Raw genomic sequence first — 23876 nt, 5'->3', positions numbered from 1 at the left:
CACGAAAGGTATGCTGTAAACGGGCATGATAATTTACATTATCTTCTTTTTTTCTCCACGTTTGACCCGTACCTTGCCGCTAAAGTGAAGCAAGCCATACCCATAACGATACGCAGAAACACGAGGTCCTCTTTTAATGGCGAATTTTTTCATCGATCGCCCCATTTTTGCCTGGGTGTTAGCTATCCTGTTGTGCCTGACAGGAGCCCTGGCTATTTTTTCACTGCCCGTTGAGCAATATCCCGATCTGGCACCGCCAAACGTGCGGGTCACCGCCAACTATCCTGGCGCTTCGGCTCAGACTCTGGAAAACACCGTCACCCAGGTTATCGAGCAGAACATGACCGGTCTCGATAACCTGATGTACATGTCATCGCAGAGCAGCGGGACAGGTCAGGCTACGGTTACGTTGAGCTTCGTTGCCGGAACCGATCCTGACGAGGCCGTCCAGCAGGTGCAAAACCAGCTGCAATCGGCAATGCGTAAACTGCCGCAGGCGGTACAGGATCAGGGGGTCACGGTGCGTAAGACCGGGGACACCAATATTCTGACTATCGCCTTTGTCTCCACCGATGGCTCAATGGATAAGCAGGACATCGCCGACTACGTCGCCAGTAACATTCAGGATCCACTCAGCCGTATTAACGGCGTAGGAGATATTGACGCTTACGGCTCACAGTACTCCATGCGTATCTGGCTTGACCCGGCCAAACTGAACAGTTTCCAGATGACCGCTAAAGATGTGACCGACGCTATCGAGTCACAGAATGCGCAGATTGCCGTTGGACAACTTGGCGGTACGCCTTCGGTGGACAAGCAGGCGCTGAACGCGACGATCAACGCCCAGTCGTTACTGCAGACTCCGGATCAATTCCGCGATATTACTCTGCGCGTTAACCAGGATGGTTCGGAAGTTAAACTGGGCGACGTGGCGACGGTCGAAATGGGGGCTGAAAAGTATGATTATCTCAGCCGCTTTAATGGTAATCCCGCCTCCGGTCTGGGCGTGAAGCTGGCCTCCGGCGCCAATGAAATGGCGACAGCAACGCTGGTCATTAACCGTTTGAACGAGCTGTCACAATATTTTCCGCATGGGCTGGAATATAAGGTGGCTTATGAAACCACCTCCTTTGTCAAAGCCTCAATCATCGACGTGGTAAAAACCCTGCTGGAAGCTATTGCACTGGTATTCCTCGTGATGTACCTGTTCCTGCAAAACTTCCGCGCCACGCTGATTCCCACCATCGCCGTTCCCGTCGTCCTGATGGGTACCTTCTCCGTGCTTTACGCCTTTGGCTATAGCGTTAACACCTTGACGATGTTTGCGATGGTGCTGGCGATCGGCCTGCTGGTCGATGACGCCATTGTGGTAGTGGAAAACGTCGAGCGTATTATGAGTGAGGAAGGACTCTCACCGCGGGAAGCCACGCGGAAATCGATGGGACAAATCCAGGGTGCGCTGGTCGGTATCGCCATGGTGCTGTCAGCGGTGTTTATCCCGATGGCCTTCTTCGGCGGCACTACCGGGGCTATTTACCGACAGTTCTCGATTACTATCGTCTCCGCCATGGTACTGTCTGTTCTGGTGGCGATGATCCTGACCCCCGCTCTGTGCGCCACCCTGCTCAAACCGCTGCATAAAGGCGAGCATCACGGACAAACCGGTTTCTTCGGCTGGTTTAACCGGATGTTTAATCGCAACGCCGAGCGCTACGAAAAAGGCGTTGCCAGAATTCTGCACCGCAGCCTGCGCTGGATACTGATCTACGGCCTGCTGCTCGGTGGAATGGTTTTCCTGTTCCTGCGCCTGCCAACCTCCTTCCTGCCGCTGGAAGACCGCGGCATGTTTACCACCTCGGTACAGCTGCCCAGCGGCTCCACACAGCAGCAAACATTGAAAGTGGTTGAGGAAGTGGAGAAGTATTACTTCACCCATGAGAAAGACAACATTATGTCAGTCTTTTCCACGGTCGGTTCTGGCCCTGGCGGGAACGGTCAAAACGTGGCACGTATGTTTGTCCGCTTAAAAGACTGGGATGAGCGCGACACCACTACCGGAACCTCTTTCGCCATCATCGAACGTGCGACCAAAGCCTTTAATAAGATTAAAGAAGCCCGCGTCTTCGCCAGCAGCCCTCCGGCTATCAGCGGCCTCGGAAGCTCTGCCGGTTTCGATATGGAGCTGCAGGATCACGCCGGTGCGGGCCATGATGCGTTAATGGCCGCGCGCGACAAACTCATTGAGCTGGCCGGGAAAGACACATCCCTGACCCGCGTTCGTCATAACGGTCTGGACGACAGCCCACAGTTGCAAATTGATATCGATCAGCGCAAAGCCCAGGCGCTGGGCGTTTCCATCGACGACATCAACGACACATTGCAAACGGCCTGGGGTTCCAGCTACGTCAATGACTTTATGGACCGGGGCCGCGTGAAGAAGGTTTACGTGCAGGCGGCAGCAAAATATCGCATGCTCCCGGACGACATTAACTTGTGGTACGTCCGCAATAACAACGGTGGCATGGTGCCTTTCTCGGCCTTTGCGACTTCACGCTGGGAAACGGGTTCTCCACGTCTGGAACGCTATAACGGCTACTCCGCAGTCGAGATTGTCGGCGAAGCTGCGCCCGGCGTCAGTACCGGTACGGCAATGGACGTGATGGAATCGCTGGTGCGCCAGTTGCCGACAGGGTTTGGCCTCGAATGGACTGCGATGTCTTATCAGGAACGGCTATCGGGCTCTCAGGCCCCTGCCCTGTACGCCATTTCTTTGCTGGTCGTGTTCCTGTGTCTGGCGGCACTGTACGAAAGCTGGTCGGTACCCTTCTCCGTCATGCTGGTCGTGCCGTTGGGGGTTATTGGCGCGCTACTGGCGACCTGGATGCGCGGCCTGGAAAACGATGTTTATTTCCAGGTCGGGTTACTTACCGTTATCGGGCTATCGGCGAAGAACGCAATATTGATTGTTGAATTCGCCAATGAGATGAACGAGAAAGGACACGATCTGCTCGACGCCACGCTCCATGCTTGTCGCCAACGTTTACGCCCAATTCTGATGACGTCACTGGCGTTTATCTTCGGGGTGCTGCCGATGACCATCAGCAGTGGCGCTGGTTCTGGCGGTCAACATGCGGTGGGGACAGGCGTAATGGGCGGGATGATTTCAGCCACTATCCTGGCGATTTACTTCGTTCCCCTGTTCTTTGTGCTGGTGCGCAGACGCTTCCCATTGAAGCCACGCCCAGAATAATCGGACACAAAAAAGGCGACTTACGTTGAGTCGCCTTTTTTTATCCTTTACAGGATATGAATTTCTTCCAGAAAATTATTTACGAAGCATCACTTCGATAAAGTCTTTCCAGTTCCCCAGTTCACGTTCAATCATAACAACCTCTCTTATTATTATGGGCATTCTACGAAATCATCATCATTAAAAGAAGGCAATTTAACCGATGGTTGCGATTGATTCCTCCAGTGTTTGGGGTTTATGTGATCACTATGCGCTATACCCATAAATTTTATGTGACTTACTGCAATATTTTGAAATATTCATACATCATCTACTACTTTTGCAATTCTGATGGAAAAACAGGCTGATGCAAACAGGCAGATTCTGATTTTTAGTTATACGGTATTTTTTGGAGCTTTCAGGAATCATTATTCACTGTTGTTCAACAATGTTATATTTTTCTATAACGATTGAATGACAATATGTATTATTCATTGCCACAGAATATAAGAATAAATATTCAAATTACGTCAATAAGGATTCAAATGATCACCCTTTACGGCATTAAGAATTGCGACACGATAAAAAAAGCCAGACGCTGGTTGGAGGCTCAAGGTATTGACTACCGCTTTCATGATTATCGCGTCGACGGTCTGGACAACACGCTATTACAGTCCTTTATCAGCGAATTAGGTTGGGAGGCGCTGCTCAATACACGTGGAACCACCTGGCGTAAACTCGATGAATCCACGCGCAGTCAAATCACCGATGCGGCTTCCGCCGCCGCGTTGATGATTGAAATGCCAGCAATTATCAAACGCCCATTGCTCTGCGCGCCGGGTAAGCCTATGCTGCTTGGTTTCAGTGAATCCAGTTATACTCTGTTTTTTAATGAGGTGTAGTCTATGTCGTGCCCGGTCATTGAGCTGACACAGCAGCTTATTCGCCGTCCTTCCCTGAGCCCGGATGATGCCGGGTGCCAGGCGTTAATGATTGAACGCCTGCGCGCGGTAGGTTTTACCGTTGAGCGAATGGACTTTGGTGACACACAGAATTTTTGGGCATGGCGCGGTAAAGGTGAGACCCTGGCATTTGCCGGTCACACCGACGTAGTGCCTGCCGGCGATGTCGATCGCTGGATCAATCCACCGTTCGAACCGACCATTCGCGATGGCATGTTGTTCGGGCGTGGCGCTGCCGATATGAAGGGTTCACTGGCGGCGATGGTCGTGGCCGCAGAACGTTTTGTCGCCCAGCATCCAAACCATCAGGGTCGTCTGGCCTTTTTGATAACGTCTGACGAAGAAGCCAGCGCCAAAAACGGCACCGTGAAGGTGGTTGAAGCGCTGATGGCGCGTAATGAACGACTGGATTATTGCCTGGTGGGTGAGCCATCCAGCACGGAAATCGTTGGCGACGTGGTGAAAAATGGACGTCGTGGTTCACTGACCTGCAACCTGACCATTCATGGCGTGCAGGGCCACGTAGCCTATCCGCATCTGGCAGATAACCCGGTACACCGCGCGGCCCCCATGCTCAACGAACTGGTGGCGATCGAGTGGGATCAGGGTAACGAATTCTTCCCGGCGACCAGCATGCAGATTGCCAATATCCAGGCTGGAACCGGCAGCAACAACGTTATCCCTGGAGAACTGTTTATCCAGTTCAACTTCCGTTTCAGCACTGAGCTGACCGATGAGATGATTAAAGCACGGGTTCACGCGCTGCTGGAGAAACATCAGCTGCGTTATACCGTCGACTGGTGGCTTTCCGGTCAGCCGTTCCTGACCGAACGCGGTAAACTGGTGGATGCAGTGGTGAACGCCATTGAGCACTATAATGAGATTAAACCGCAGTTACTGACTACAGGCGGGACGTCCGACGGGCGTTTTATTGCCCGCATGGGGGCGCAGGTAGTAGAACTTGGGCCGGTCAACGCCACTATTCATAAAATTAATGAATGTGTTAATGCCGCCGACCTGCAGCTGCTTGCCCGTATGTATCAACGTATCATGGAGCAACTCGTCGCCTGATGAGTGTTCCTGTAAGAGGAAATGAGCATGGACTGGCTGGCAAAATATTGGTGGATTCTGGTGTTGGTGTTTCTGGTAGGCGTGCTGCTGAACGTGATTAAAGATCTCAAGCGCGTCGATCACAAGAAATTTCTTGCCAACAAGCCGGAGCTTCCCCCGCATCGTGACTTTAACGATAAATGGGATGACGACGACGATTGGCCGAATAAGGACCAACCGAAGAAATAATTAGTAGGCCGATAAGTCCCGTAGGCCCGGTAAGCGTTAGCGCCACCGGGCATTACGTGCCGGATGGCAACGCTTCGCGTTTTATCCGGCCTACGGTGATCAATCAGATCATGGCAATCACATCATCATCGTGAGGCTTACTGCCGCTCAGCGCTTCATCAAAGTAGTGCTTCGGTACGGTAAAACGCAGATGATCGAGCGCAAACTGCATGCTGCGTTCATCAATGGCGTGCCCCAGATTTTCAACGATATCCAGCGTCACATCCCCACCGGCGCGAATTAACGCTTCCTGCGCGGCAACGGCATGAGATAACTCAATTACCCGGTCTTCACCACCGTGAATCAAATGCACCGTCGTCGCGGTGGTTGCAGCCTCTGGCAAGGTGGCATAGCGGCCATTGAAGGCGATAACCCGCGACGCCAGCCCCGGCTCAGCTTTGATGCTCTCAAGTGACATAATTGAACCTTGAGAAAAACCAATCAGCGCGGTTGCCTGCGGCGAAACGCCGCTGTGCTTCTGCCAGTAGCGCACGGTTTCGATAAACACCGGCATTATGGCGTCAACGCGTGCCTGACGATTCTCTTCTGTTACGCCCTGCACCGAAAACCACTGACGTCCGGACGTCGTTCCGTAAGGCTCTGCTCCACCAATGCTAACGATTAGCGCATCCGGAAACAGCGGCGCAAACCAGGAGCCGATTTCGCCCATGGCAACCGGGTTATCGCCGACGCCATGAAACAGCAGCAGTAGCTGTTGAGCGGGTTTATCGGGACTTTGAACAACAAAATGGTCATGTTTCATGGCGATCTCCTTAACTGATGAAAATCATTCTACGCCACTTAACCGCAATGACCATGCCAGGAAATTGAAGAAGTTAGTGAAAAAATTGCCATTGCATAATGCGATTATGTAGCCGCTGTTCACGCTCTGCATCCAGCTGATTTAATGCCTGCGCCGCTTCGGCGCGCTGAATGACCAGCAACGCTTTACGACCAGAAATCTTGAGCTGTTGGCACAATTCGGCGTCGCTACGTTTAGCCTGGATGCGTCCGCGCAAGGCCGGAAGAGGTAACTCACTGTGCTCAAGCAGACGACTCAGACAGCCTAGCGACGTCAATAATGGCCGATGCGCGAAGGCAAACCCGGCCAGCTCAGCCCAGTCATCCTCATTAAGCGTAGTCTCTTTCAGCGGGACCAGCGGAATGCTCTCACCGTTCCATCGAGCAAGGATTTCCGCATCACGGCGCAAATGCTGGTGCTCCCGCTCGGTAAGGCGTTTCCCCGCTTCGCTAATGGGAAGTAACGCCATGGCGGTATAACAGCCGCTGCTGGCTTCCCGATGATTTCCCATTCGCGCCAGCACAAAACCGCAACGTTGCCAGAAACGCCATAGTTCAGCCGTATACCCAAAACTGACCGACAGATAGTCACACGATGTGGAATAGCGGTAGGCCAGCATAATCAGCTGTTGCCCAATACCTTCTCTTTGGCGCGCAGGATGAACCGCAATTCGACTGACCCGTCTCCCGACGAGCGTCGCCGCCAACGGGTCACCACCGTGCGCCGCCAGCGACTGCGCAACCAGATTCCCTCTCGGTCGACGATATCCGGCCCAGACGGCCTGGCTTAATTCCGCGGATAGTCCCCCTTCATCGACCAACCAGACGGCTCCCGCTACGGAGTCAGCGGTTGATGCCTGAAGAAAATGCTGACCAGGCGCGTCCATCATTCGCCGCAGGTCCAATGGCGAGGTGCGATAATGCGCTCCGGAAAGCAGCTGGTATACCGCTAACGGCAGCGCCGGGTTAGCATGCCAGGACTGTTGCTCAAATGCCGAGAAGTGAAGCTCCCCCAATGGGGCATGCGTGAACGTTTCATCATCAAACACCAGCGCATCGCTGACGATTTGCTCCAGCGGACATCCCTGCGCCCAGCGTACCGGTTGCTGCAACTCATAGCGTTGAAGATTGGGGAAGCGAGCACAGAATTTCAGCAAGAAGCCTCTCCCCGTACCCTCGTAGCCTTGTACTGTAGTGGTTAACAGCGTACGAGGAAAACGCGCCACCAGTTGGTGCAGCAGCGGCGCGGGGATCGCGGCGGCTTCATCCACAATTAGCCAGTCTGCGATTGCAGAACTGCTTAACAGCGCATCCGGGGCCATAAAACGGTAACGCTCTCCGGCAAATTGCGCCAGCACATCGGTTGCCGCTTTGGCAGGCGCTGTCACAATCGCAGTGCCGTTAATCCGCGCTATGAGTTGCCCTGCCAGAGCGGACTTGCCCCGACCCCGTGCGGCCGTCACCGCAACCACACCGGGAGGCATAGCCAGCAAATGATTTAATATCATCGCCTGTTCTGGCTGGGGTTCGCCGGTTGCCGCATGCCAGGCTGCGCGAGCAGGAAAATGCGGACAGGCAACCGGCTGATGCTGTTGCCAGTGCAGAGCCTGTCTATCGCGGGAAATCACCCGTTTGACGTGTTCAATAAAGTGCGGTGTAGGGATAGGTTCAGCACAATCGCTCCAGCGTAGTGAATCCGCGTCCGGATGCGTGTGCCAGGAATTCCAGGGTGGGGTCAGCAAAACCAGCCAACTGCCAGCAAGCAGTGTGCCGCTTAAGGCGGCAAACGCCGCAGCGTCAAAACCTTGCCCTGCGTCAAAAATCGCATGACGAAACTCGCGCCCTAATAATGTTTTTAGCGCCTGCGGCGTACAGCACGGCTCGGTAGGGGCTTGCTCCCCTACCCACAGCCAGTCGCCGGGTAACGTGCTACGTAGCGCTAATGCCTGTTCCTGACACCAGTTATCCTCGCCGCTGATAATCAGCAGACGACGGATCCCTTCGTGGGTCATTTGTTCGGTTAACGCGCTCAGCGCCGTGTTATCGGACATCCCTGCCTCAGTATCTTAAATACCTTTACCAAAAGTATTACATTGCCCCGGATCGCCGCTGTCAAAGCCGCGTTTGAACCAGGTAAAACGCTGTTCAGAGGTTCCGTGAGTAAAGCTGTCCGGCACGACGCGTCCTTGTCCCTGCTGTTGCAGACGATCGTCACCAATGGCCTGTGCGGCGTTCAGTGCCTCTTCCAGGTCACCAGACTCCAGTACGCCCTGCTGCTGCATGCTGTGGCCCCAGACACCGGCAAAGCAGTCTGCCTGCAGTTCCATTCGAACGGAAAGACGGTTCACTTCTGCCTGTGAGGCATTCTGCTGCATCTGACGAACTTTAGGTTCAATGCCCAGCAGTTTCTGCACGTGGTGACCCACTTCATGGGCGATAACATAGCCCTGAGCAAAATCACCATCAGCGCCCAGCTTGTTTTTCATGTCGTCATAGAATGAAAGGTCGATGTAAACCGTACCATCTGCCGGGCAATAAAACGGTCCCATCACGGACTGACCCGCGCCGCAGCCGGTACGCGTCGCGCCCCGGTACATCACCAGCTTCGGCTGTTGGTAGGTGCGGCCCATTTTTTCAAACTGCTGTCCCCAGGTGTCTTCTGTTGTAGCCAGAATCACCGAGGTAAATTTTGCCGCTTCATCATCGTTTGGGCTGATGGAGCGTGATGATTGCTGTTGGGAGACCGGCTGGCCAGTCATTAGCCCGGTGAGATCCACGCCATAGTAACCCGCCACCAGCACCACAATCAGCAGGATGATGCCGCCTTTACCACTGGGCAGACGAAAACCAGGCCCACCCATAGAGGGGCCGCCAGAGCTGTTTCGTCTGTCTTCCACGTTGTCACTTTCACGACGCCCTTGCCAGCGCATAATCACCTCAACTTTTTATTCATTATGATGATGATCGTAGGCGGTTCGGAACAGGATTACCATAAGAAATAGTAATCAAATCAGGTGGGGTTAATGAGCCGGAGAGCGATCGCCGGCTCAGGGGAAGATTAGTCTAACTTCACACCCAGGCGATGCGCGACGGCTTCATAGGCTTCGATCAGGCCGCCCAGACTCTGGCGGAAGCGATCTTTGTCCATTTTATCCAGCGTTTCTTTGTCCCACAGGCGGCTACCATCCGGTGAGAATTCATCACCCAGAACCACTTCACCTTTATACAAACCAAACTCAAGTTTGAAGTCGACCAGAATCAGACCAGCATCATCAAACATCTTTTTCAGCACGTCGTTAGCTTTGTAGGTCAGCTCTTTCATACGTGCCAGATTCTCTTTGCTCACCCAACCAAAAGTTTCGCAATAGGAATCGTTAATCATTGGATCGTGCATAGCATCGTTTTTCAGGAACAGATCAAACAGCGGCGGATTCAGTTCAATACCTTCCTCAACGCCTAAACGCTTAACCAGAGAGCCTGCCGCGCGGTTACGTACCACACATTCAACCGGTACCATCTCCAGTTTTTTCACCAGACATTCGGTATCAGAAAGCAGTCGCTCCATCTGGGTAGGAATACCCGCTTCTTGCAGTTTAGTCATAATGAAATGGTTGAATTTGTTGTTCACCATGCCTTTACGGTCAAACTGTTCAATGCGCGCGCCATCCCCTGCTGACGTATCATTGCGGAATTCGAGCACCAACAGGTCCGGGTTTTCCGTGCTGTATACGGTCTTCGCTTTACCACGATACAACTCAGCTTGCTTTTGCATCTTTATTACTCCTGGGTGTGAATTAACGATAAATATTGCGTTTTTCTGCCGACGCACACGTTTGCGTATCATATCAGAAAAAAAGGGCTGGAGTTATCCAGCCCTTTATTTTTACTTACTGAACGCTGCCTGGAAGACGGCGACCAGCGCGTCGTTCTGGCTTTGCGTCAGGGTATGCCCCTTCGGATCGATAAACTGCAAGCTGCTGCGGTTGTCTAAATCACCGACCTGCAGTTTATAGTCGCCGGATACCAGACCCGGATCGCTTGCGCCCAACTCCTGCCAGTTGCTATCGGACAGTGGTTTGTAGGTCACCGCGATGCTGCCCTGAGAACGGGTGCTGTCGGTTACCTTCATCCCCACTTTCTCAAGCGCTGCCGGCAGACGCTGCCACACCACGTTGAACGGTCCACGTACAACCAGCATTGGTAAACCGGTGTCATCGGCGGCGCTCTGAACATCCATGGTGGCTGCAGAGCGGTTCTGCGCGGCATTCGCGGCGTCGGTGGCGTTCTTATCCAGACCAGCAGAGATAACGTTCATCATCTCAGCGCTGTAACGCTGCATTGATGCCGCATCGGCTACGGGTTTACCCGCCTGCTCGAGGTTAACCAGTTTCACCGTTACCGCTTGCTGATAGCCCTGCGGTTTAACCGAGATTTGATAACGTCCACGGTACTGCTCGTCTTCATCCAGACGGTTCCAGTCAACCCAGTCGGTGGTCAACGTCTGGCTGGCATCATCACGTTTGGTGATCGTGTAGTTTTTAGACTGAATGACGCTAACGACCTGCGGCCACAGTGTGTTGCCACGACCGTTTTCCACCAGTAATGTCGACGTATCACCCGCGATCTGTGTGCGAGCACCGGTGACTAATGCTAACGGCTGAGCCGGTGGACGAATATCCAGCGCTTTACCCACGGCACCACTGCCGTTGGTTACCGGGATATTATAGTCGCCCGACATAACCGGCAAAATCATCCCAGCTGGAGCATGAAGCTCAGCAAGCGGTGCGGCCTCCAGATAGGATTCATCACCGCTCACCTGGCGCTTATAGCGCGAGTCAGAGCTACAGGCCGCGAGCAACATAACAAGCGAAACACCCGCAACCTTGGCCAGGCGCGACTTTTGTACTGAGTAAGCCATCAAATCTCCCTAAACTTTACAGCAAACCGGCATGCTTAAGCGCCGCTTTGACGATTTCACGAGCATTGTCCGTGATTGGCGTCATCGGCAGACGTAGCGTATCGGTCGCCACAAGTCCCAACTCCTTACACGCCCATTTCACGGGGATAGGATTGGGTTCGACAAATAGTTTGTTGTGTAACGGCATCAGACGCTGGTTAATCACCCGCGCCTCGGCAAATTGCCCGGCTGCCGCCAGTTTGCACATTTCAGCCATATCACGTGCCGCAACGTTAGACGTTACGGAAATCACGCCATGACCACCGAGCTGCATAAAATCCAGTCCGGTCGCGTCATCACCGCTGAGCAGAATAAAGTCGTCCGAAACCAGCTCTTTGATCTGGTGAACGCGACTTAAGTTCCCCGTGGCCTCTTTAATAGCGATAATATTTTTAACTTTCGCCAGACGACCCACGGTTTCCGGCAGCATATCGCAGCCAGTACGGGACGGCACATTATACAGAATTTGCGGCAGGTCAGTATGCTCTGCGATGGCTTTGAAATGCTGGAACAAACCTTCCTGGGTTGGGCGGTTGTAGTAAGGCGTCACCGTCAGGCAGCCGACAATACCGCTGTCGTTGAAACGCTGCGTCAGACTAATGGCTTCCGCGGTCGCATTGGCGCCGGTTCCGGCAATCACCGGAATACGCCCGTCAGCCAGTTCCAGCGTCATCATCACCACATCGCCATGTTCATCATGACTCAGGGTGGCGGACTCACCGGTGGTGCCAACAGAAACGATCGCCGAGGTGCCGCTGGCGACATGATAATCAATCAGTTTTTTCAGGCTCGACCGGCAGACTTTACCTTTCTCATCCATCGGCGTAACAAGCGCGACAATACTTCCCGTGAACATGGGCCATCCTCTGTGCAAACAAGTGTCTCAATGGTACGTTTGGTACGACAATAAAAGCAAGCGACCAGAGCCGTTCTGATTGTTGTATGCATGTTTTTTTTATGCTTTCCTTATGATTACCTCACCGCTCAAAGGAAGAACAGGTTTGACATCGTCATCGCAACACTATCTGGTCATTACTGCGCTGGGTGCCGATCGCCCAGGAATTGTGAACACCATCACGCGTCATGTCAGCAGTTGCGGCTGTAATATCGAAGACAGCCGACTGGCCATGCTGGGTGATGAGTTCACGTTTATCATGTTGCTGTCGGGCACCTGGAATGCCATCACCCTGATTGAATCAACCCTGCCATTAAAAGGCGCAGAGCTGGATTTACTCATTGTGATGAAGCGCACGACCGCGCGCCCCCGTCCGGCAATGCCTGCTACGGTATGGGTGCAGGTCGATGTCCCTGATTCTCCCCATTTGATTGAACGCTTCACCGCTCTGTTTGACAGCCACCAAATGAATATTGCGGAACTGGTTTCACGCACGCAACCGGCTGAGAATGGAAAGGCGGCGCAGTTGTTTATTCAAATTACCGCACATAGTCCTGCGTCACATGATTCGGCAAATATTGAAGATGCGTTTAAAGCACTCTGTACAGAACTCAATGCGCAAGGCAGTATTAACGTCGTCAATTACTCACAGCATGATGAACAGGATGGAGTTAAGTAATGAACCCACTGAAAGCCGGTGATATCGCACCGAAATTTAGCTTGCCGGATCAAGACGGAGAACAAGTAAATTTAACCGACTTCCAGGGACAGCGTGTTCTGGTTTATTTTTACCCGAAAGCCATGACACCCGGCTGTACCGTACAGGCCTGCGGCCTGCGCGATAACATGGATGAGTTAAAAAAAGCGGGTGTTGAAGTGCTGGGGATCAGCACCGACAAACCAGAGAAGCTTTCCCGATTCGCGGAGAAAGAAGTCCTGAATTTCACGCTCCTGTCCGATGAAGATCATCAGGTTTGCGAGCAGTTCGGTGTCTGGGGTGAGAAGTCATTTATGGGCAAAACCTACGATGGCATCCACCGCATCAGCTTCCTGATTGATGCCGAAGGGAAAATTGAGCATGTGTTTGATGACTTCAAAACCAGCAACCACCACGACGTGGTAATGAATTGGCTGAAAGAGAACGCCTGACCGTGAAATGCCGGATGGCGGCGTGAACGCCTTATCCGGCCTACAAATGCACGCACGTAGGCCGGATAAGACGCGTTAGCGTCGACATCCGGCAGATGACCGCCCGGTTACTCAAACGTCCCTTTCACACACGCTTTCTGCTCCCTGACTACGGCTTTTCCCTTCGCCCACAGGTGATGAACTTCCAGCGCGTCGTTGAGCACCAGAATGTCCGCATCGCATCCCACCGCCAGACGCCCTTTATGCTCCAGTGCCAAAAATTCTGCGACCGTACGCGTCAGCGGACACAGCGCCTGTTCCAGCGGTATGGCATGAACCTTCACCAACTGGCGCACCGTCTCAGCCAGTGATTCAAACCCCGCGACACCGATGCCGGTGAGATTGCCAAGCTCATCAAATTCCGGCTGGCTGCCGTTGCCATCTGAGCTAAGGGTAATGCGCGACAGCGGCACGTTCTGGCGCAGCGCCGTGGCGATAGCCGTGGCCGGGTCGACGGGCTCATCAATGCTGCTGGTAATGTCGATATAACCGCCTTTACGGGCATACTCCAGCGCCGCCTGGAACAACGGTTCCGCACGGTTAACGTGTGTCGGCAACAGTTTAGTAATCGGCACATCGCAGCAGTCGAGGATCTGGTACAACGGTTCCAGCATGCGCGGGCTATCGCCCATATGGAAAACGCTGATCCCTGGTTTGCGCCCCAACAATCCGCCGACACGCGACTGCGCCGCCATATTTGCCAGCGCCGAAGTATCCGGGGCTGAAGAACGATGGTCCGAAACCGCACACTTCACGCCAATCACTTTATCGATCAGCGCCACGTCGCGATCGATGCTGCCGGTGATAGTCGGGGAAGGCAGAGAGTACGCCCCGGTCAGCATCCAGGCGCTGATACCTTCAAACTCCAGCGCGCGGGTTTTTGCCAGCAGCGATTCAGGGTGACGGGTAATGCCATCGGTACCCAGCAAACCCACCACCGACGTGACACCAGCTTCAACCAGCCGTGACAAGCGCACTTCCGGCGTGCGGGTATGCGGCCCCGCTTCCCCACCGCCGCCAATAAGATGGACGTGTTGATCGATAAATCCTGGGCACACAATCGCGCCGTCAAGATTGATACACTCGCAACCGGGAAAGTCTTCAGGAGAAATTGACGGGGCGATGGCAACAATTTTGCTGCCGGAGACCAGTATATCCTGTCGCCCTAAATCTTCCGGCGCATACACGTGTCCCTGCTGGAACAACGTCAAATCAAGAATTGAAAAGTTCATAACCTTCCTTGTCAGGCAATAACCTGCATAACCCAAATAGAGAGCAGCGCATTAATGACGCATACCGCAATAATTAGCGGATAATAACGAGGATGAACCCCCGCGGTCCCCAGACAACGGCCCACATTTTGCACCGGATTGCCCATCAGGTAGATAGCCGGTAACAACACCGTGGCATCATGTCCCGAAAGCGTACCGGCGACAACCAGGCTGGCGCACACGCCGACACCGCCTCCCATACTCATCACCGCTGCCAGCAGCACAGTGGCAGATTCCCCTGGCAGCCCCCACAGCGCCATTACCGGCTCGCATACCCGCCCGACAACCTCGAGCAGCCCTGTCACCTTCAGCGCCTGAATAATCACAAACGCCATCACCACGTTAGGCAACAGACTGGTTGTTGCAATGGTAAACCCGCGCCGTGCGCCATCGATAAACATATCCATGACGTTTTTACGTACCTGTGTTGTCATCTCACGCCTCCTGCTGCATACGGCGATTTTCCAGCTGCGCGATCCATACACGCAACAGGTTCGCGCCCACAAATTTGAAGACAAGGATCACAGCCAGCGGCGTAATCACCGGAACAGTCACCATCGTAAACAGCGCTGCGCCAGAAGAAAAATAGTTGGTAATGCACGCGCTGCCGCTGGTTTGCCAGCAGGCAAAAATAGCGCGTTCCTGCTCTGTGATAATGCCCTCTTCCGCCATTTCTTTGGTCATCCCTGCCGCGGCATCGGTATTTTGCAAATTCGCAATCAACGCCAGCGAACAAATACCCGGAATGCCCAGTAACGGACGCAGGACCGGCGTCATCAGCTGTTGTGCCGCGCGCAACCCACCCAACCCTTCGGTGACGGAAATAATCCCGAGCGAAAGAATGACGGAAGGCGCCAGTTCAAGCGCGAATAAGAAGCCGTCTTTTGCCCCCATCCCCCCAGTGCCACGAAAAGAGACCGCCGTGTCGCCCGCAGCATTAATCTGCCCAAACGCACCGTTGAGGACGGTGAAGTCAAAGACCCGCCACCATTCGGTACTTTTCGCAAACATGCCGGAAAAAAGAATAATCGTAATAAAAAAAGCGAGATAACCGCCCCATCCCACCTTTTGCTGCGTGTGTGTGCTGTGACCCATTTTGTTCTCCTGTTGGCCTTAATCCTTGTGTGACTAAAAGACATCACGATGGTCAAGTTAAATACAAACGCGGAGAAAAACGACAGCAGAAGAGATTATTCAGAAAGTGTGGATAGAGGTCAGACAAGTTCAGATCCGGCGACATGATATCGCCGGATCTTGCAGATTAGGGTTCGTCAACGACCTGACCATCCGGCCAGGCATGCATTACCGCTTTGATTAACGTCGCCAGAGGAATCGCAAAGAATACGCCCCAGAATCCCCACAAACCGCCGAAAATCACCACGGAGAGAATAATCACCAGTGGATGCAGATTGACCGCCTCGGAGAACAGCACGGGAACCAGCAAATTGCCGTCCAGTGCCTGGATTATCAGGTACACGGCAAAACAGCTCCAGAACTCGGTGCCAAGCCCGAACTGGAACAGCGCCACGCCAACCACCGGAATCGTCACCACAAAAGCGCCGATATACGGGATCAGCACCGAGAACCCGACCAACACCGCCAGCAGCAGCGAATAGTTGAGACCAAACAGCAGGAAGCCGAGCCAGGTTGCTACGCCGACCACCACCATTTCCAGCACCTTCCCGCGGATATAGTTGGTGATTTGCTGATTCATCTCTTTCCATACCTGCCCCGCCAGCCCGCGGTTACGCGGTAGCACCCGGCGCACGGCGTTCAGCATCTGGCCTTTATCTTTGATCAGGAAGAACACCATCAACGGGACAAGCACCAGATAAACCGCCAGCGTGAGTAATCCGACCAGGGAGGCTAACGAATATTTCACCACTGAATCCCCCATGGTGAGCATTCGTGAGCGCATATTTTCCGCCATCGCATCAATGATGCCCGCATCCATCAGCGCCGGGTAACGTCGTGGCAAGGTGGCGGCAAAATCAGACAATTTATTGAGCATGCCGGGCATGTCGCGGATCAGGTAAATTCCCTGCTGCCACGCAACAGGCATCACCACAAAGGCCATCAGCAGTAAAATACCGACAAATACCACCAGCACAATCGATGTCGCCCAACGCCGTGAACACCCAATATGTTCCAGCCGCACTGTCGGCCATTCAAGCAGGTACGCCAGCACAATGGCGACCAGCAGCGGCGCCAAAAGACCGCTAAAGAAAAACAGGATGCCAAAACCGGCAACAAGAATAATCAGCAGGGCGATGGCTTCGGGGTCGCTAAAGCGGCGACGATACCATTGCATCAACATTTCGAGCATAAAACCCTTCCATGAACCCAATAGCGGGATTGCGATCCCGAATTGTATCGAAATGTCACAAAAAAGACTTCGCTTTTTATGGCTGATTACGCAAAGTGAAAAGACATTTTTCCTGGGTGTTCATCGTCAGGTTTCGCAGTTACACTCCGTAAGCTTGCGGAGTGTGAACGATACTTCACAGCATCGGTCAAATGGCTATCTCAAAAAAGAATACAGGACAGAGGTTATGTTCAGGCAGTTGAAAAAAAACCTGGTTGCTACCCTCATTGCCGCACTGACTATCGGTCAGGTTGCGCCCGCATTTGCTGATACTGCGGACACCCTGCCTGATATGGGAACGTCGGCAGGCAGTACGCTTTCCATAGGACAGGAAATGCAGATGGGCGATTATTACGTACGCCAACTGCGCGGCAGTGCGCCATTAATTAACGATCCATTGCTCACCCAATACATTAATGCGCTGGGGATGCGTCTGGTCTCGCACGCCGACTCGGTAAAAACGCCCTTCACCTTCTTTTTGATTAACAACGATGAAATCAACGCCTTTGCTTTCTTTGGCGGCAACGTTGTCCTGCACTCCGCACTATTCCGCTATTCCGACAACGAAAGCCAGCTGGCATCGGTTATGGCGCACGAAATTTCCCACGTTACACAGCGTCACCTGGCGCGTGCCATGGAAGATCAGAAACGCAGCGCACCGCTAACGTGGGTTGGCGCATTAGGTTCAATTTTATTAGCAATGGCCAGCCCGCAGGCGGGTATGGCGGCGCTGACCGGTACGCTGGCGGGTACACGTCAGGGAATGATCAGCTTTACGCAGCAAAACGAACAGGAAGCAGACCGCATCGGTATTCAGGTGCTGCAACGCTCGGGATTCGATCCCCAGGCCATGCCAACGTTCCTGGAAAAACTGCTCGACCAGGCTCGTTACTCTTCGCGTCCGCCGGAAATTTTGCTGACTCACCCCCTGCCGGAAAGCCGTCTGTCTGATGCCCGTAACCGCGCCAACCAGATGCGCCCGGTGGTCGTCCAGTCGTCAGAAGATTTTTATCTGGCTAAGGCACGAACCTTAGGCATGTACAACTCTGGTCGTAACCAGTTGACCGATGACCTGCTGAGTAGCTGGTCGAAAGGCAACGTACGTGAGCAACGTGCGGCGCAGTATGGCCGGGCATTGCAGGCGATGGAAGCCAGTAAATACGACGAGGCGCGTAAAGCGCTGCAACCGCTGCTGGCGGCAGATCCTAACAATGCCTGGTATCTCGACCTGGCAACGGATATCGATCTCGGCCAGAAGAAAACCAGTGATGCCATTAACCGCCTGAAAAACGCCCGCGACCTGCGCACTAACCCGGTTCTGCAGCTCAACCTGGCGAATGCCTATTTACAGGGTGGACAAGCCAAAGAGGCGGCGACCATCCTGAATCGCTATACGTTTAACCATAAAGATGACCCTAACGGCTGGGATCTGTTAGCGCAAACGGAAGCCAACCTGAGCAACCGCGATCAGGAGCTGGCGGCGCGCGCGGAGGGGTATGCCCTCGCGGGACGTCTGGATCAGGCTATTTCGATGCTCAGCAGCGCAAGCTCTCAGGTGAAACTGGGTAGCCAGCAGCAGGCCAGATACGATGCCCGTATTGACCAGCTACGCCAGCTGCAAGAACGCTTTAAACCGTACACGAAGATGTAATTATCGAACCTTTGCCGGATGGCGACGCTGTAGCGTCTTATCCGGCCTACGTCAGACGCAATATGTAGGCCGGATAAGGTCTTTTGGCCGCCATCCGGCAGTATTGTTATGCAAGGAGAAGTCATGTCAGACGCGATTAAAATCTACCATAACCCACGCTGCTCCAAGAGCCGTGAAACGCTGGAATTACTGAAGTCCAACGGCGTGGACCCGGAAGTGGTGTTGTATCTGGAAACGCCGGCTGACGCAGCAACCCTGCGCGAACTGCTGCAAATGCTCGGTATGGTCAGCGCGCGTGAACTGATGCGCCAGAAAGAGGATCTCTATAAATCGCTTAACCTGGCGGACAAAAATCTGAGTGAAGATGCGCTGATTCAGGCAATGGTGGAAAACCCGAAACTGATGGAGCGCCCGATTGTGGTTGCCAAAGGTCAGGCTCGAATTGGACGCCCGCCTGAGCAGGTACTGGAAATCGTCGGTTAACCTGCAACCTGCCGCAGTCTTCTCGGCTGCGGCGCTTACAGCTTCAGAATTTCTTTTACGAACGGAATGGTCAGCTTACGCTGGGCGGTGATCGACGCATGATCTAACTGATCCAACGTCATAAACAGCGTTCGCATTTCACGATCCAGACGCTTTAGCAGAAAACGTCCCACATCTTCCGGCAGTTCAAATCCACGAAGTCTGGCGCGTAATTGCAACGCCTGCAGCTTATCTTCATCGGAAAGCGGTTGTAGCTTGTAGATTTGCCCCCAGTCCAGGCGTGAGGCGAGATCCGGCAACCCCAGATTCAGCTGTCTTGGCGGACGATCGCCGGTGATCAGCAAACGCGTTTTCCCCGACTCCAGGATACGGTTGTAGAGATCAAAGATCGCCATTTCCCACAGCGAATCACCGGCCACACATTCGATGTTATCAATGCAAACCAGCGATAAATGCTCCATCCCGTCGAGCACCTCGGGGACGAACCAGGTGCGTTTGTCGAGCGGCACGTAGCCTACCGCATCGCCGCGCGCGGAGAGTTCTGCACAGGCTGCATGCAGCAAATGACTACGGCCAGCGCCTTCACGCGACCAGAGATAAATATACCCGCTATGTTCCTGACGCAGCACGTTTTGCAGTGCAGCCAGTAAAGAGGAGTTATCCCCCGGCCAGAAACTTGCGAAAGTTTCGTCGTCAGGAAGATAAAGTGGCAAAGAGAGCTGTGCCGGTGTGTTCAGAGATACCTCAACCCAGGATTTCATAAAATCGCGTCGAGTTTAACACAGAAATACGTCGCGATAGAACCGGGCAGCGCTGCCGCCCGGTCAGAGATTTACTGTTGCGGACTGTCTGCATCTTTCGCGTCAAGCACGACTTCTTCCGGACGCAGCAGGCTGATAACTTTGAAAATCAGGCTCAGACAGACACCAACGATGGTCGCCAGCGCCATGCCTTTCAGCTCTGCGGCACCGATGTGAACTTTCGCGCCACTTACGCCGATGATCAAAATAACCGAGGTCAGGATCAGGTTCTGCGCCTTGTTATAGTCAACCTTCGACTCGATCAGTACGCGAATACCAGAAGCACCAATCACACCGTACAGCAGCAGTGATACGCCGCCCATAACCGGCAGTGGGATAATTTGGATCGCCGCCGCCAGTTTACCCACGCAGGAGAGCAGAATGGCGAAAATTGCCGCACCGCCGATAACCCAGGTACTGTAAACGCGGGTAATCGCCATTACGCCGATATTTTCGCCGTACGTGGTGTTCGGCGTAGAGCCGAAGAAACCAGAGATTACCGTAGACAGACCGTTGGCAAACATAGAACGATGCAGGCCAGGATCGCGAATCAAATCTTTTTTCACGATATTCGCCGTTACCACCAGGTGCCCGACGTGTTCAGCGATGACCACCAGCGCCGCTGGCAGGATGGTCAGAATGGCAACCCATTCAAAACGCGGCGTGTAGAACGTCGGCAGCGCGAACCAGTGGGCCTGCGCAATCGGCGTAGTGTCCACAACGCCCATCACGAAGGAGAGCGCATAACCGGCCAGCACCCCGATCAGAATCGGGATAATCGCCATAAAACCGCGGAACAATACGGAACCAAAGACCGTTACCGCCAGCGTCACCATAGAAATGATGATGGTTTTTGAATCCGGTAATTGCCCTTCAGCAGGCAGTAACCCCGCCATACCCGCAGCAACGCCAGCCAGCTCCAGACCGATGACGGCAACGATTGCGCCCATCGCCGCAGGCGGGAACATGACATCCAGCCAGCCGGTTCCTGCCTTCTTAACAATGAAAGAAACCAGGCAGAACAGGACGCCACACATAATGAAACCGCCCAGCGCCACTTCATACCCTAACGGCAGCAGCAGCAGTACCGGGGAAATAAATGCAAAGCTTGAACCCAGATATGCGGGAATTTTACCCTTACAAATAAAGAGATACAGCAACGTACCAATGCCGTTAAACAGCAGAACGGTAGCCGGGTTGATGTGGAACAGGACTGGCACCAGTACCGTTGCGCCAAACATGGCGAACAGGTGCTGCAAACTAAGCGGGATTGTCTGTAAAAGCGGCGGTCTTTCACTCACCCCGATAGCACGGCGCGTCATAGTGTTTTCCTCTGAGTGTTGTTTGTTATTAGCCATTGGGTTGTTTTATTCAAAAAAAAGCCGACTCTTAAAGTCGGCTTCTTTTCACTTATTCGTTTACTTAGTACCAAAAATCTTATCGCCGGCATCGCCGAGCCCCGGAATAATGTATCCGTGCTCGTTCAGTCCCTGATCGATGGAGGCGGTGTACAGCTCCACATCCGGGTGCGCTTTTTCCAGTGCCGCGATACCTTCCGGTGCCGCAACCAGGACCAGCACTTTAATGCTAGTGCAGCCTGCATTTTTCAGCAGATCGATAGTGGCGATAACAGAGCCGCCGGTTGCCAGCATTGGGTCAACGATCAGCGCCATACGCTCATCGATGTTAGAAACCAGCTTCTGGAAATACGGAACCGGCTCCAGCGTCTCTTCGTTACGGTACATACCAACAACGCTGATACGCGCGCTCGGAACGTTTTCCAGAACGCCTTCCATCATGCCCAGACCCGCACGCAGGATAGGCACAACGGTGATTTTTTTGCCTTTGATTTGGTCAACTTCAACTGGACCGTTCCAGCCTTCAATGGTCACCTTTTCGGTTTCCAGACCAGCGGTTGCTTCATAAGTCAGCAGACTGCCAACTTCCGAGGCGAGTTCACGAAAGCGTTTAGTGCTGATGTCGTTTTCACGCATCAGTCCCAGCTTGTGTTTGACGAGTGGGTGTTTGACTTCCACGATCTTCATACTCTTCTCCTTTCCTCAGACGAATGGCAACCACAAAAAAAATCGCCGGATTATACCGCTTTTCCTCTCTGGCGCAACACTGCATACGCTTGATATGGATCAACCAAAGTTATTTGCGTCTGAATGATGAGTATAAAACAAGCCCCGCACTGATGGCGGGGCTTGCTGTCAATGCAATGAATTTTAAAGATATTCAGCATTGGTCTGGATGACTTTTTGATACCACGAAAAAGATTTTTTAGGTGAGCGCGTTAATGTCCCGCTACCGTCATTATTTTTATCGACATAGATAAACCCGTAGCGTTTTTTCATCTCCCCTGTCCCGGCAGAGACTAAATCAATGCAGCCCCACGGGGTATATCCCATCAGATCCACGCCATCTTCCACCACCGCTTTTTTCATCTCACGTATGTGGGCGGCAAGGTAGTCGATACGGTACTGGTCGTTAACTGTACCATCGTCCTCGCGCACATCAATGGCGCCAAATCCATTCTCCACAATAAATAGTGGCAGTTGATAATGATCCCAGAACCAGTTCAGTGAATAACGTAGGCCAACCGGATCAATCTGCCAGCCCCAGTCCGATTTCTGCACGTACGGGTTGGAAACCAGGCTTTTCGACTCGTCGTAATCCAGCTGTGGGTTGTCCGCCGTTGCCTGGGTCGCGAAAGACATATAATAGCTAAAGCCGATGTAATCAACGCAGCCCTTGGCCAGCGCCTGACGGTCTTCCTCGGTGATATCCAGTTCAAAGCCACGACGGGCAAAGTAGTTGAGAAGATGCCGCGGGTATTTGCCGCGCACATGGACGTCAGTAAACCAGTAACGCCGGTGCATGGCATTCATCGCCATCATCATATCGTCTGGCGCGCAGGTCAGCGGATAGATAGGACACATGGCAATCATGCACCCTATTTGTAATTCCGGGTTAATCTCACGCGCGACCTTTACCGCCAGCGCGCTTGCCACCAGCTCATAGTGCGCCGCCTGGTACATGACCGGCTCGCGGTCTTCGCCAGGCTGGTATTTCAGACCTGAGTTAGTAAAGGGCGCGAAATCTTCGTGATAATTTGCCTGGTTGTTAATCTCATTAAACGTCATCCAGTACTTCACTTTGTGCTGGTAACGAGTGAATACCACCCTGGCAAAACGGACAAAGAAATCGATAAGCTTGCGGTTGCGCCAGCCGCCGTACTCCGTCACCAGATGGTAAGGCATCTCAAAATGCGACAGCGTAATCACCGGCTCAATGCCGTATTTCAGGCATTCGTCAAACAGGTCATCATAGAACTGTAGGCCAGCCTCATTGGGTTGTTCTTCATCGCCTAAGGGGAAAATACGTGTCCAGGCAATAGAGGTGCGAAAACATTTAAACCCCATTTCGGCAAACAGCTTTATGTCGTCTTTATAGCGATGATAAAAATCGATGGCCTCATGGTTAGGGTAATTTTTACCGGCAATCACACCGTCGGTAATTTCACGCGCCACACCATGCGCTCCCGCGGTCATGACATCGGCAACGCTGACGCCTTTTCCGCCCTCCTGCCAGCCACCTTCCAGTTGATGAGCAGCGACAGCACCACCCCACATGAAATCTGCTTTAAATCCTGACATACCCTTCCCCTATCGTGATGACTCTGCGCAAAACGCTGTTGATGAGGTCCGCAACAGAAAACAGAAACCGGTTTCAGTACGATACTGTGCATTCGGCTAACAGGATTCAAGCACAAGACTGTCCCCGGTTTCATTTTCGTGGCGCAGCTCAAACAAATAGATAAATGATTGTAAAATGCTGAAAAAACCAGCAGATAAAACTTGATGCAGAGCAGGCTCGCAAACGTTTGCTTTCCCTGTTAGAATTGCGCCGAATTTAACTTTTACTGCAAGTAAA

General features: G+C 53.2%; 23 protein-coding genes. 8 read left to right on the top strand and 15 right to left on the bottom strand.

Annotated elements, in window-relative coordinates:
- The first annotated feature begins 136 nt into the window (after positions 1 to 136).
- Positions 137 to 3250, top strand: coding sequence for a multidrug efflux RND transporter permease AcrD (gene acrD / locus GHC22_RS06685; RefSeq protein WP_153752501.1), 3114 nt, complete (start codon positions 137 to 139; stop codon positions 3248 to 3250).
- Positions 3251 to 3325: 75 nt separating this feature from the next.
- Here acrD and ypfM read toward each other — a convergent pair whose 3' ends face one another.
- Positions 3326 to 3385 (bottom strand): protein YpfM, encoded by a 60-nt coding sequence (ypfM, locus tag GHC22_RS06680; RefSeq protein WP_001386977.1) that lies wholly within the window; start codon positions 3383 to 3385, stop codon positions 3326 to 3328.
- Between the two features lie 389 nt (positions 3386 to 3774).
- On the opposite strand from ypfM, the gene GHC22_RS06675 reads away from it, so the two are divergent.
- The 3 genes from GHC22_RS06675 to GHC22_RS06665 are packed head-to-tail and all read left to right on the top strand — an operon-like array spanning position 3775 to position 5490.
- Complete coding sequence (locus tag GHC22_RS06675; RefSeq protein ID WP_003835078.1) at positions 3775 to 4131, top strand: ArsC family reductase; 357 nt, start codon at positions 3775 to 3777, stop codon at positions 4129 to 4131.
- A gap of 3 nt (positions 4132 to 4134) precedes the next feature.
- Entirely contained in the window at positions 4135 to 5262 is a 1128-nt protein-coding gene (dapE, locus tag GHC22_RS06670) for a succinyl-diaminopimelate desuccinylase (protein WP_003037976.1), read from the top strand.
- A 27-nt stretch (positions 5263 to 5289) separates the two neighbouring features.
- Positions 5290 to 5490: a YpfN family protein gene (locus GHC22_RS06665; RefSeq protein WP_003835080.1), complete on the top strand. Its 201-nt coding sequence runs from the start codon at positions 5290 to 5292 to the stop codon at positions 5488 to 5490.
- 103 nt (positions 5491 to 5593) lie between these two features.
- Here the strand turns inward: GHC22_RS06665 and ypfH are convergent, their stop codons facing one another.
- The 6 genes from ypfH to dapA form a co-directional block, all read right to left on the bottom strand.
- Positions 5594 to 6292, bottom strand: a complete 699-nt coding sequence (gene ypfH, locus GHC22_RS06660; protein ID WP_153752500.1) for an esterase — start codon at positions 6290 to 6292, stop codon at positions 5594 to 5596.
- Between the two features lie 73 nt (positions 6293 to 6365).
- Positions 6366 to 8381 (bottom strand): tRNA(Met) cytidine acetyltransferase TmcA, encoded by a 2016-nt coding sequence (locus GHC22_RS06655; protein WP_153752499.1) that lies wholly within the window; start codon positions 8379 to 8381, stop codon positions 6366 to 6368.
- 15 nt (positions 8382 to 8396) lie between these two features.
- Positions 8397 to 9260 carry a neutral zinc metallopeptidase gene (locus GHC22_RS06650; protein WP_032944186.1) on the bottom strand — a complete coding sequence of 288 codons (864 nt, stop codon included), beginning with the start codon at positions 9258 to 9260 and terminating at the stop codon, positions 8397 to 8399.
- A gap of 128 nt (positions 9261 to 9388) precedes the next feature.
- The gene (gene purC, locus GHC22_RS06645) at positions 9389 to 10102 is read right to left on the bottom strand and encodes a phosphoribosylaminoimidazolesuccinocarboxamide synthase (RefSeq protein ID WP_003835086.1); all 714 of its coding nucleotides are present in this window, start codon (positions 10100 to 10102) and stop codon (positions 9389 to 9391) included.
- Between the two features lie 111 nt (positions 10103 to 10213).
- Positions 10214 to 11248, bottom strand: coding sequence for an outer membrane protein assembly factor BamC (bamC, locus tag GHC22_RS06640; protein ID WP_003835088.1), 1035 nt, complete (start codon positions 11246 to 11248; stop codon positions 10214 to 10216).
- A gap of 16 nt (positions 11249 to 11264) precedes the next feature.
- Complete coding sequence (dapA, locus tag GHC22_RS06635; protein WP_071446830.1) at positions 11265 to 12143, bottom strand: 4-hydroxy-tetrahydrodipicolinate synthase; 879 nt, start codon at positions 12141 to 12143, stop codon at positions 11265 to 11267.
- 145 nt (positions 12144 to 12288) lie between these two features.
- On the opposite strand from dapA, the gene GHC22_RS06630 reads away from it, so the two are divergent.
- Together GHC22_RS06630 and bcp are read left to right on the top strand one after the other, a co-directional pair.
- Positions 12289 to 12861, top strand: a complete 573-nt coding sequence (locus GHC22_RS06630) for a glycine cleavage system transcriptional repressor (protein WP_003037954.1) — start codon at positions 12289 to 12291, stop codon at positions 12859 to 12861.
- Complete coding sequence (gene bcp / locus GHC22_RS06625; RefSeq protein WP_003835095.1) at positions 12861 to 13331, top strand: thioredoxin-dependent thiol peroxidase; 471 nt, start codon at positions 12861 to 12863, stop codon at positions 13329 to 13331. The genes GHC22_RS06630 and bcp overlap by 1 nt, the downstream gene beginning before the upstream one ends.
- A 107-nt stretch (positions 13332 to 13438) precedes the next feature.
- Here the strand turns inward: bcp and iadA are convergent, their stop codons facing one another.
- From iadA to GHC22_RS06605, 4 genes are all read right to left on the bottom strand, one after another.
- Positions 13439 to 14602 (bottom strand): beta-aspartyl-peptidase, encoded by a 1164-nt coding sequence (iadA, locus tag GHC22_RS06620; protein WP_153752497.1) that lies wholly within the window; start codon positions 14600 to 14602, stop codon positions 13439 to 13441.
- Between the two features lie 11 nt (positions 14603 to 14613).
- Entirely contained in the window at positions 14614 to 15075 is a 462-nt protein-coding gene (locus tag GHC22_RS06615) for a YjiG family protein (RefSeq protein WP_003835099.1), read from the bottom strand.
- 1 nt (position 15076) lies between these two features.
- Positions 15077 to 15736, bottom strand: a complete 660-nt coding sequence (locus GHC22_RS06610; protein ID WP_032944189.1) for a nucleoside recognition domain-containing protein — start codon at positions 15734 to 15736, stop codon at positions 15077 to 15079.
- A 166-nt stretch (positions 15737 to 15902) separates the two neighbouring features.
- Positions 15903 to 16967, bottom strand: coding sequence for an AI-2E family transporter (locus GHC22_RS06605; protein WP_003037941.1), 1065 nt, complete (start codon positions 16965 to 16967; stop codon positions 15903 to 15905).
- Between the two features lie 226 nt (positions 16968 to 17193).
- Here GHC22_RS06605 and bepA point away from each other — a divergent pair, with 226 nt between their 5' ends.
- Together bepA and arsC are read left to right on the top strand one after the other, a co-directional pair.
- The gene (gene bepA, locus GHC22_RS06600; RefSeq protein WP_008785438.1) at positions 17194 to 18657 is read left to right on the top strand and encodes a beta-barrel assembly-enhancing protease; all 1464 of its coding nucleotides are present in this window, start codon (positions 17194 to 17196) and stop codon (positions 18655 to 18657) included.
- Positions 18658 to 18780: 123 nt separating this feature from the next.
- Positions 18781 to 19140: an arsenate reductase (glutaredoxin) gene (gene arsC / locus GHC22_RS06595; protein WP_153752495.1), complete on the top strand. Its 360-nt coding sequence runs from the start codon at positions 18781 to 18783 to the stop codon at positions 19138 to 19140.
- A 35-nt stretch (positions 19141 to 19175) separates the two neighbouring features.
- On the opposite strand, the gene GHC22_RS06590 is transcribed toward arsC, so the two are convergent.
- The 4 genes from GHC22_RS06590 to GHC22_RS06575 form a co-directional block, all read right to left on the bottom strand.
- Positions 19176 to 19877 carry a DnaA inactivator Hda gene (locus GHC22_RS06590; RefSeq protein WP_211924219.1) on the bottom strand — a complete coding sequence of 234 codons (702 nt, stop codon included), beginning with the start codon at positions 19875 to 19877 and terminating at the stop codon, positions 19176 to 19178.
- 95 nt (positions 19878 to 19972) lie between these two features.
- Complete coding sequence (gene uraA, locus GHC22_RS06585) at positions 19973 to 21262, bottom strand: uracil permease (RefSeq protein ID WP_003835107.1); 1290 nt, start codon at positions 21260 to 21262, stop codon at positions 19973 to 19975.
- A gap of 96 nt (positions 21263 to 21358) precedes the next feature.
- Positions 21359 to 21985, bottom strand: coding sequence for a uracil phosphoribosyltransferase (upp, locus tag GHC22_RS06580; RefSeq protein ID WP_003835110.1), 627 nt, complete (start codon positions 21983 to 21985; stop codon positions 21359 to 21361).
- A gap of 183 nt (positions 21986 to 22168) precedes the next feature.
- Positions 22169 to 23599: a 6-phospho-beta-glucosidase gene (locus GHC22_RS06575; RefSeq protein WP_071446833.1), complete on the bottom strand. Its 1431-nt coding sequence runs from the start codon at positions 23597 to 23599 to the stop codon at positions 22169 to 22171.
- Positions 23600 to 23876 lie beyond the last annotated feature (277 nt).

Origin of the sequence: Citrobacter sp. H12-3-2, assembly GCF_009649895.1 — a bacterium.
In the GTDB taxonomy this organism is placed as follows: domain Bacteria; phylum Pseudomonadota; class Gammaproteobacteria; order Enterobacterales; family Enterobacteriaceae; genus Citrobacter; species Citrobacter portucalensis.
This window is presented reverse-complemented; position numbering and strand designations above follow the sequence as displayed.

Excerpts from the sequence above, each read along its gene's own strand:
- GHC22_RS06650 (WP_032944186.1), bottom strand. The coding sequence starts at position 9,260 with ATGCGCTGGCAAGGGCGTCGTGAAAGTGACAACGTGGAAGACAGACGA.
- dapE (WP_003037976.1), top strand. The coding sequence starts at position 4,135 with ATGTCGTGCCCGGTCATTGAGCTGACACAGCAGCTTATTCGCCGTCCT.
- purC (WP_003835086.1), bottom strand. The coding sequence starts at position 10,102 with ATGCAAAAGCAAGCTGAGTTGTATCGTGGTAAAGCGAAGACCGTATAC.
- iadA (WP_153752497.1), bottom strand. The coding sequence starts at position 14,602 with ATGAACTTTTCAATTCTTGATTTGACGTTGTTCCAGCAGGGACACGTG.
- GHC22_RS06655 (WP_153752499.1), bottom strand. The coding sequence starts at position 8,381 with ATGTCCGATAACACGGCGCTGAGCGCGTTAACCGAACAAATGACCCAC.
- GHC22_RS06605 (WP_003037941.1), bottom strand. The coding sequence starts at position 16,967 with ATGCTCGAAATGTTGATGCAATGGTATCGTCGCCGCTTTAGCGACCCC.
- bamC (WP_003835088.1), bottom strand. The coding sequence starts at position 11,248 with ATGGCTTACTCAGTACAAAAGTCGCGCCTGGCCAAGGTTGCGGGTGTT.
- arsC (WP_153752495.1), top strand. The coding sequence starts at position 18,781 with ATGTCAGACGCGATTAAAATCTACCATAACCCACGCTGCTCCAAGAGC.
- GHC22_RS06665 (WP_003835080.1), top strand. The coding sequence starts at position 5,290 with ATGGACTGGCTGGCAAAATATTGGTGGATTCTGGTGTTGGTGTTTCTG.
- acrD (WP_153752501.1), top strand. The coding sequence starts at position 137 with ATGGCGAATTTTTTCATCGATCGCCCCATTTTTGCCTGGGTGTTAGCT.
- upp (WP_003835110.1), bottom strand. The coding sequence starts at position 21,985 with ATGAAGATCGTGGAAGTCAAACACCCACTCGTCAAACACAAGCTGGGA.
- GHC22_RS06575 (WP_071446833.1), bottom strand. The coding sequence starts at position 23,599 with ATGTCAGGATTTAAAGCAGATTTCATGTGGGGTGGTGCTGTCGCTGCT.
- bepA (WP_008785438.1), top strand. The coding sequence starts at position 17,194 with ATGTTCAGGCAGTTGAAAAAAAACCTGGTTGCTACCCTCATTGCCGCA.
- uraA (WP_003835107.1), bottom strand. The coding sequence starts at position 21,262 with ATGACGCGCCGTGCTATCGGGGTGAGTGAAAGACCGCCGCTTTTACAG.
- bcp (WP_003835095.1), top strand. The coding sequence starts at position 12,861 with ATGAACCCACTGAAAGCCGGTGATATCGCACCGAAATTTAGCTTGCCG.
- GHC22_RS06615 (WP_003835099.1), bottom strand. The coding sequence starts at position 15,075 with ATGACAACACAGGTACGTAAAAACGTCATGGATATGTTTATCGATGGC.
- GHC22_RS06610 (WP_032944189.1), bottom strand. The coding sequence starts at position 15,736 with ATGGGTCACAGCACACACACGCAGCAAAAGGTGGGATGGGGCGGTTAT.
- ypfH (WP_153752500.1), bottom strand. The coding sequence starts at position 6,292 with ATGAAACATGACCATTTTGTTGTTCAAAGTCCCGATAAACCCGCTCAA.
- dapA (WP_071446830.1), bottom strand. The coding sequence starts at position 12,143 with ATGTTCACGGGAAGTATTGTCGCGCTTGTTACGCCGATGGATGAGAAA.
- GHC22_RS06675 (WP_003835078.1), top strand. The coding sequence starts at position 3,775 with ATGATCACCCTTTACGGCATTAAGAATTGCGACACGATAAAAAAAGCC.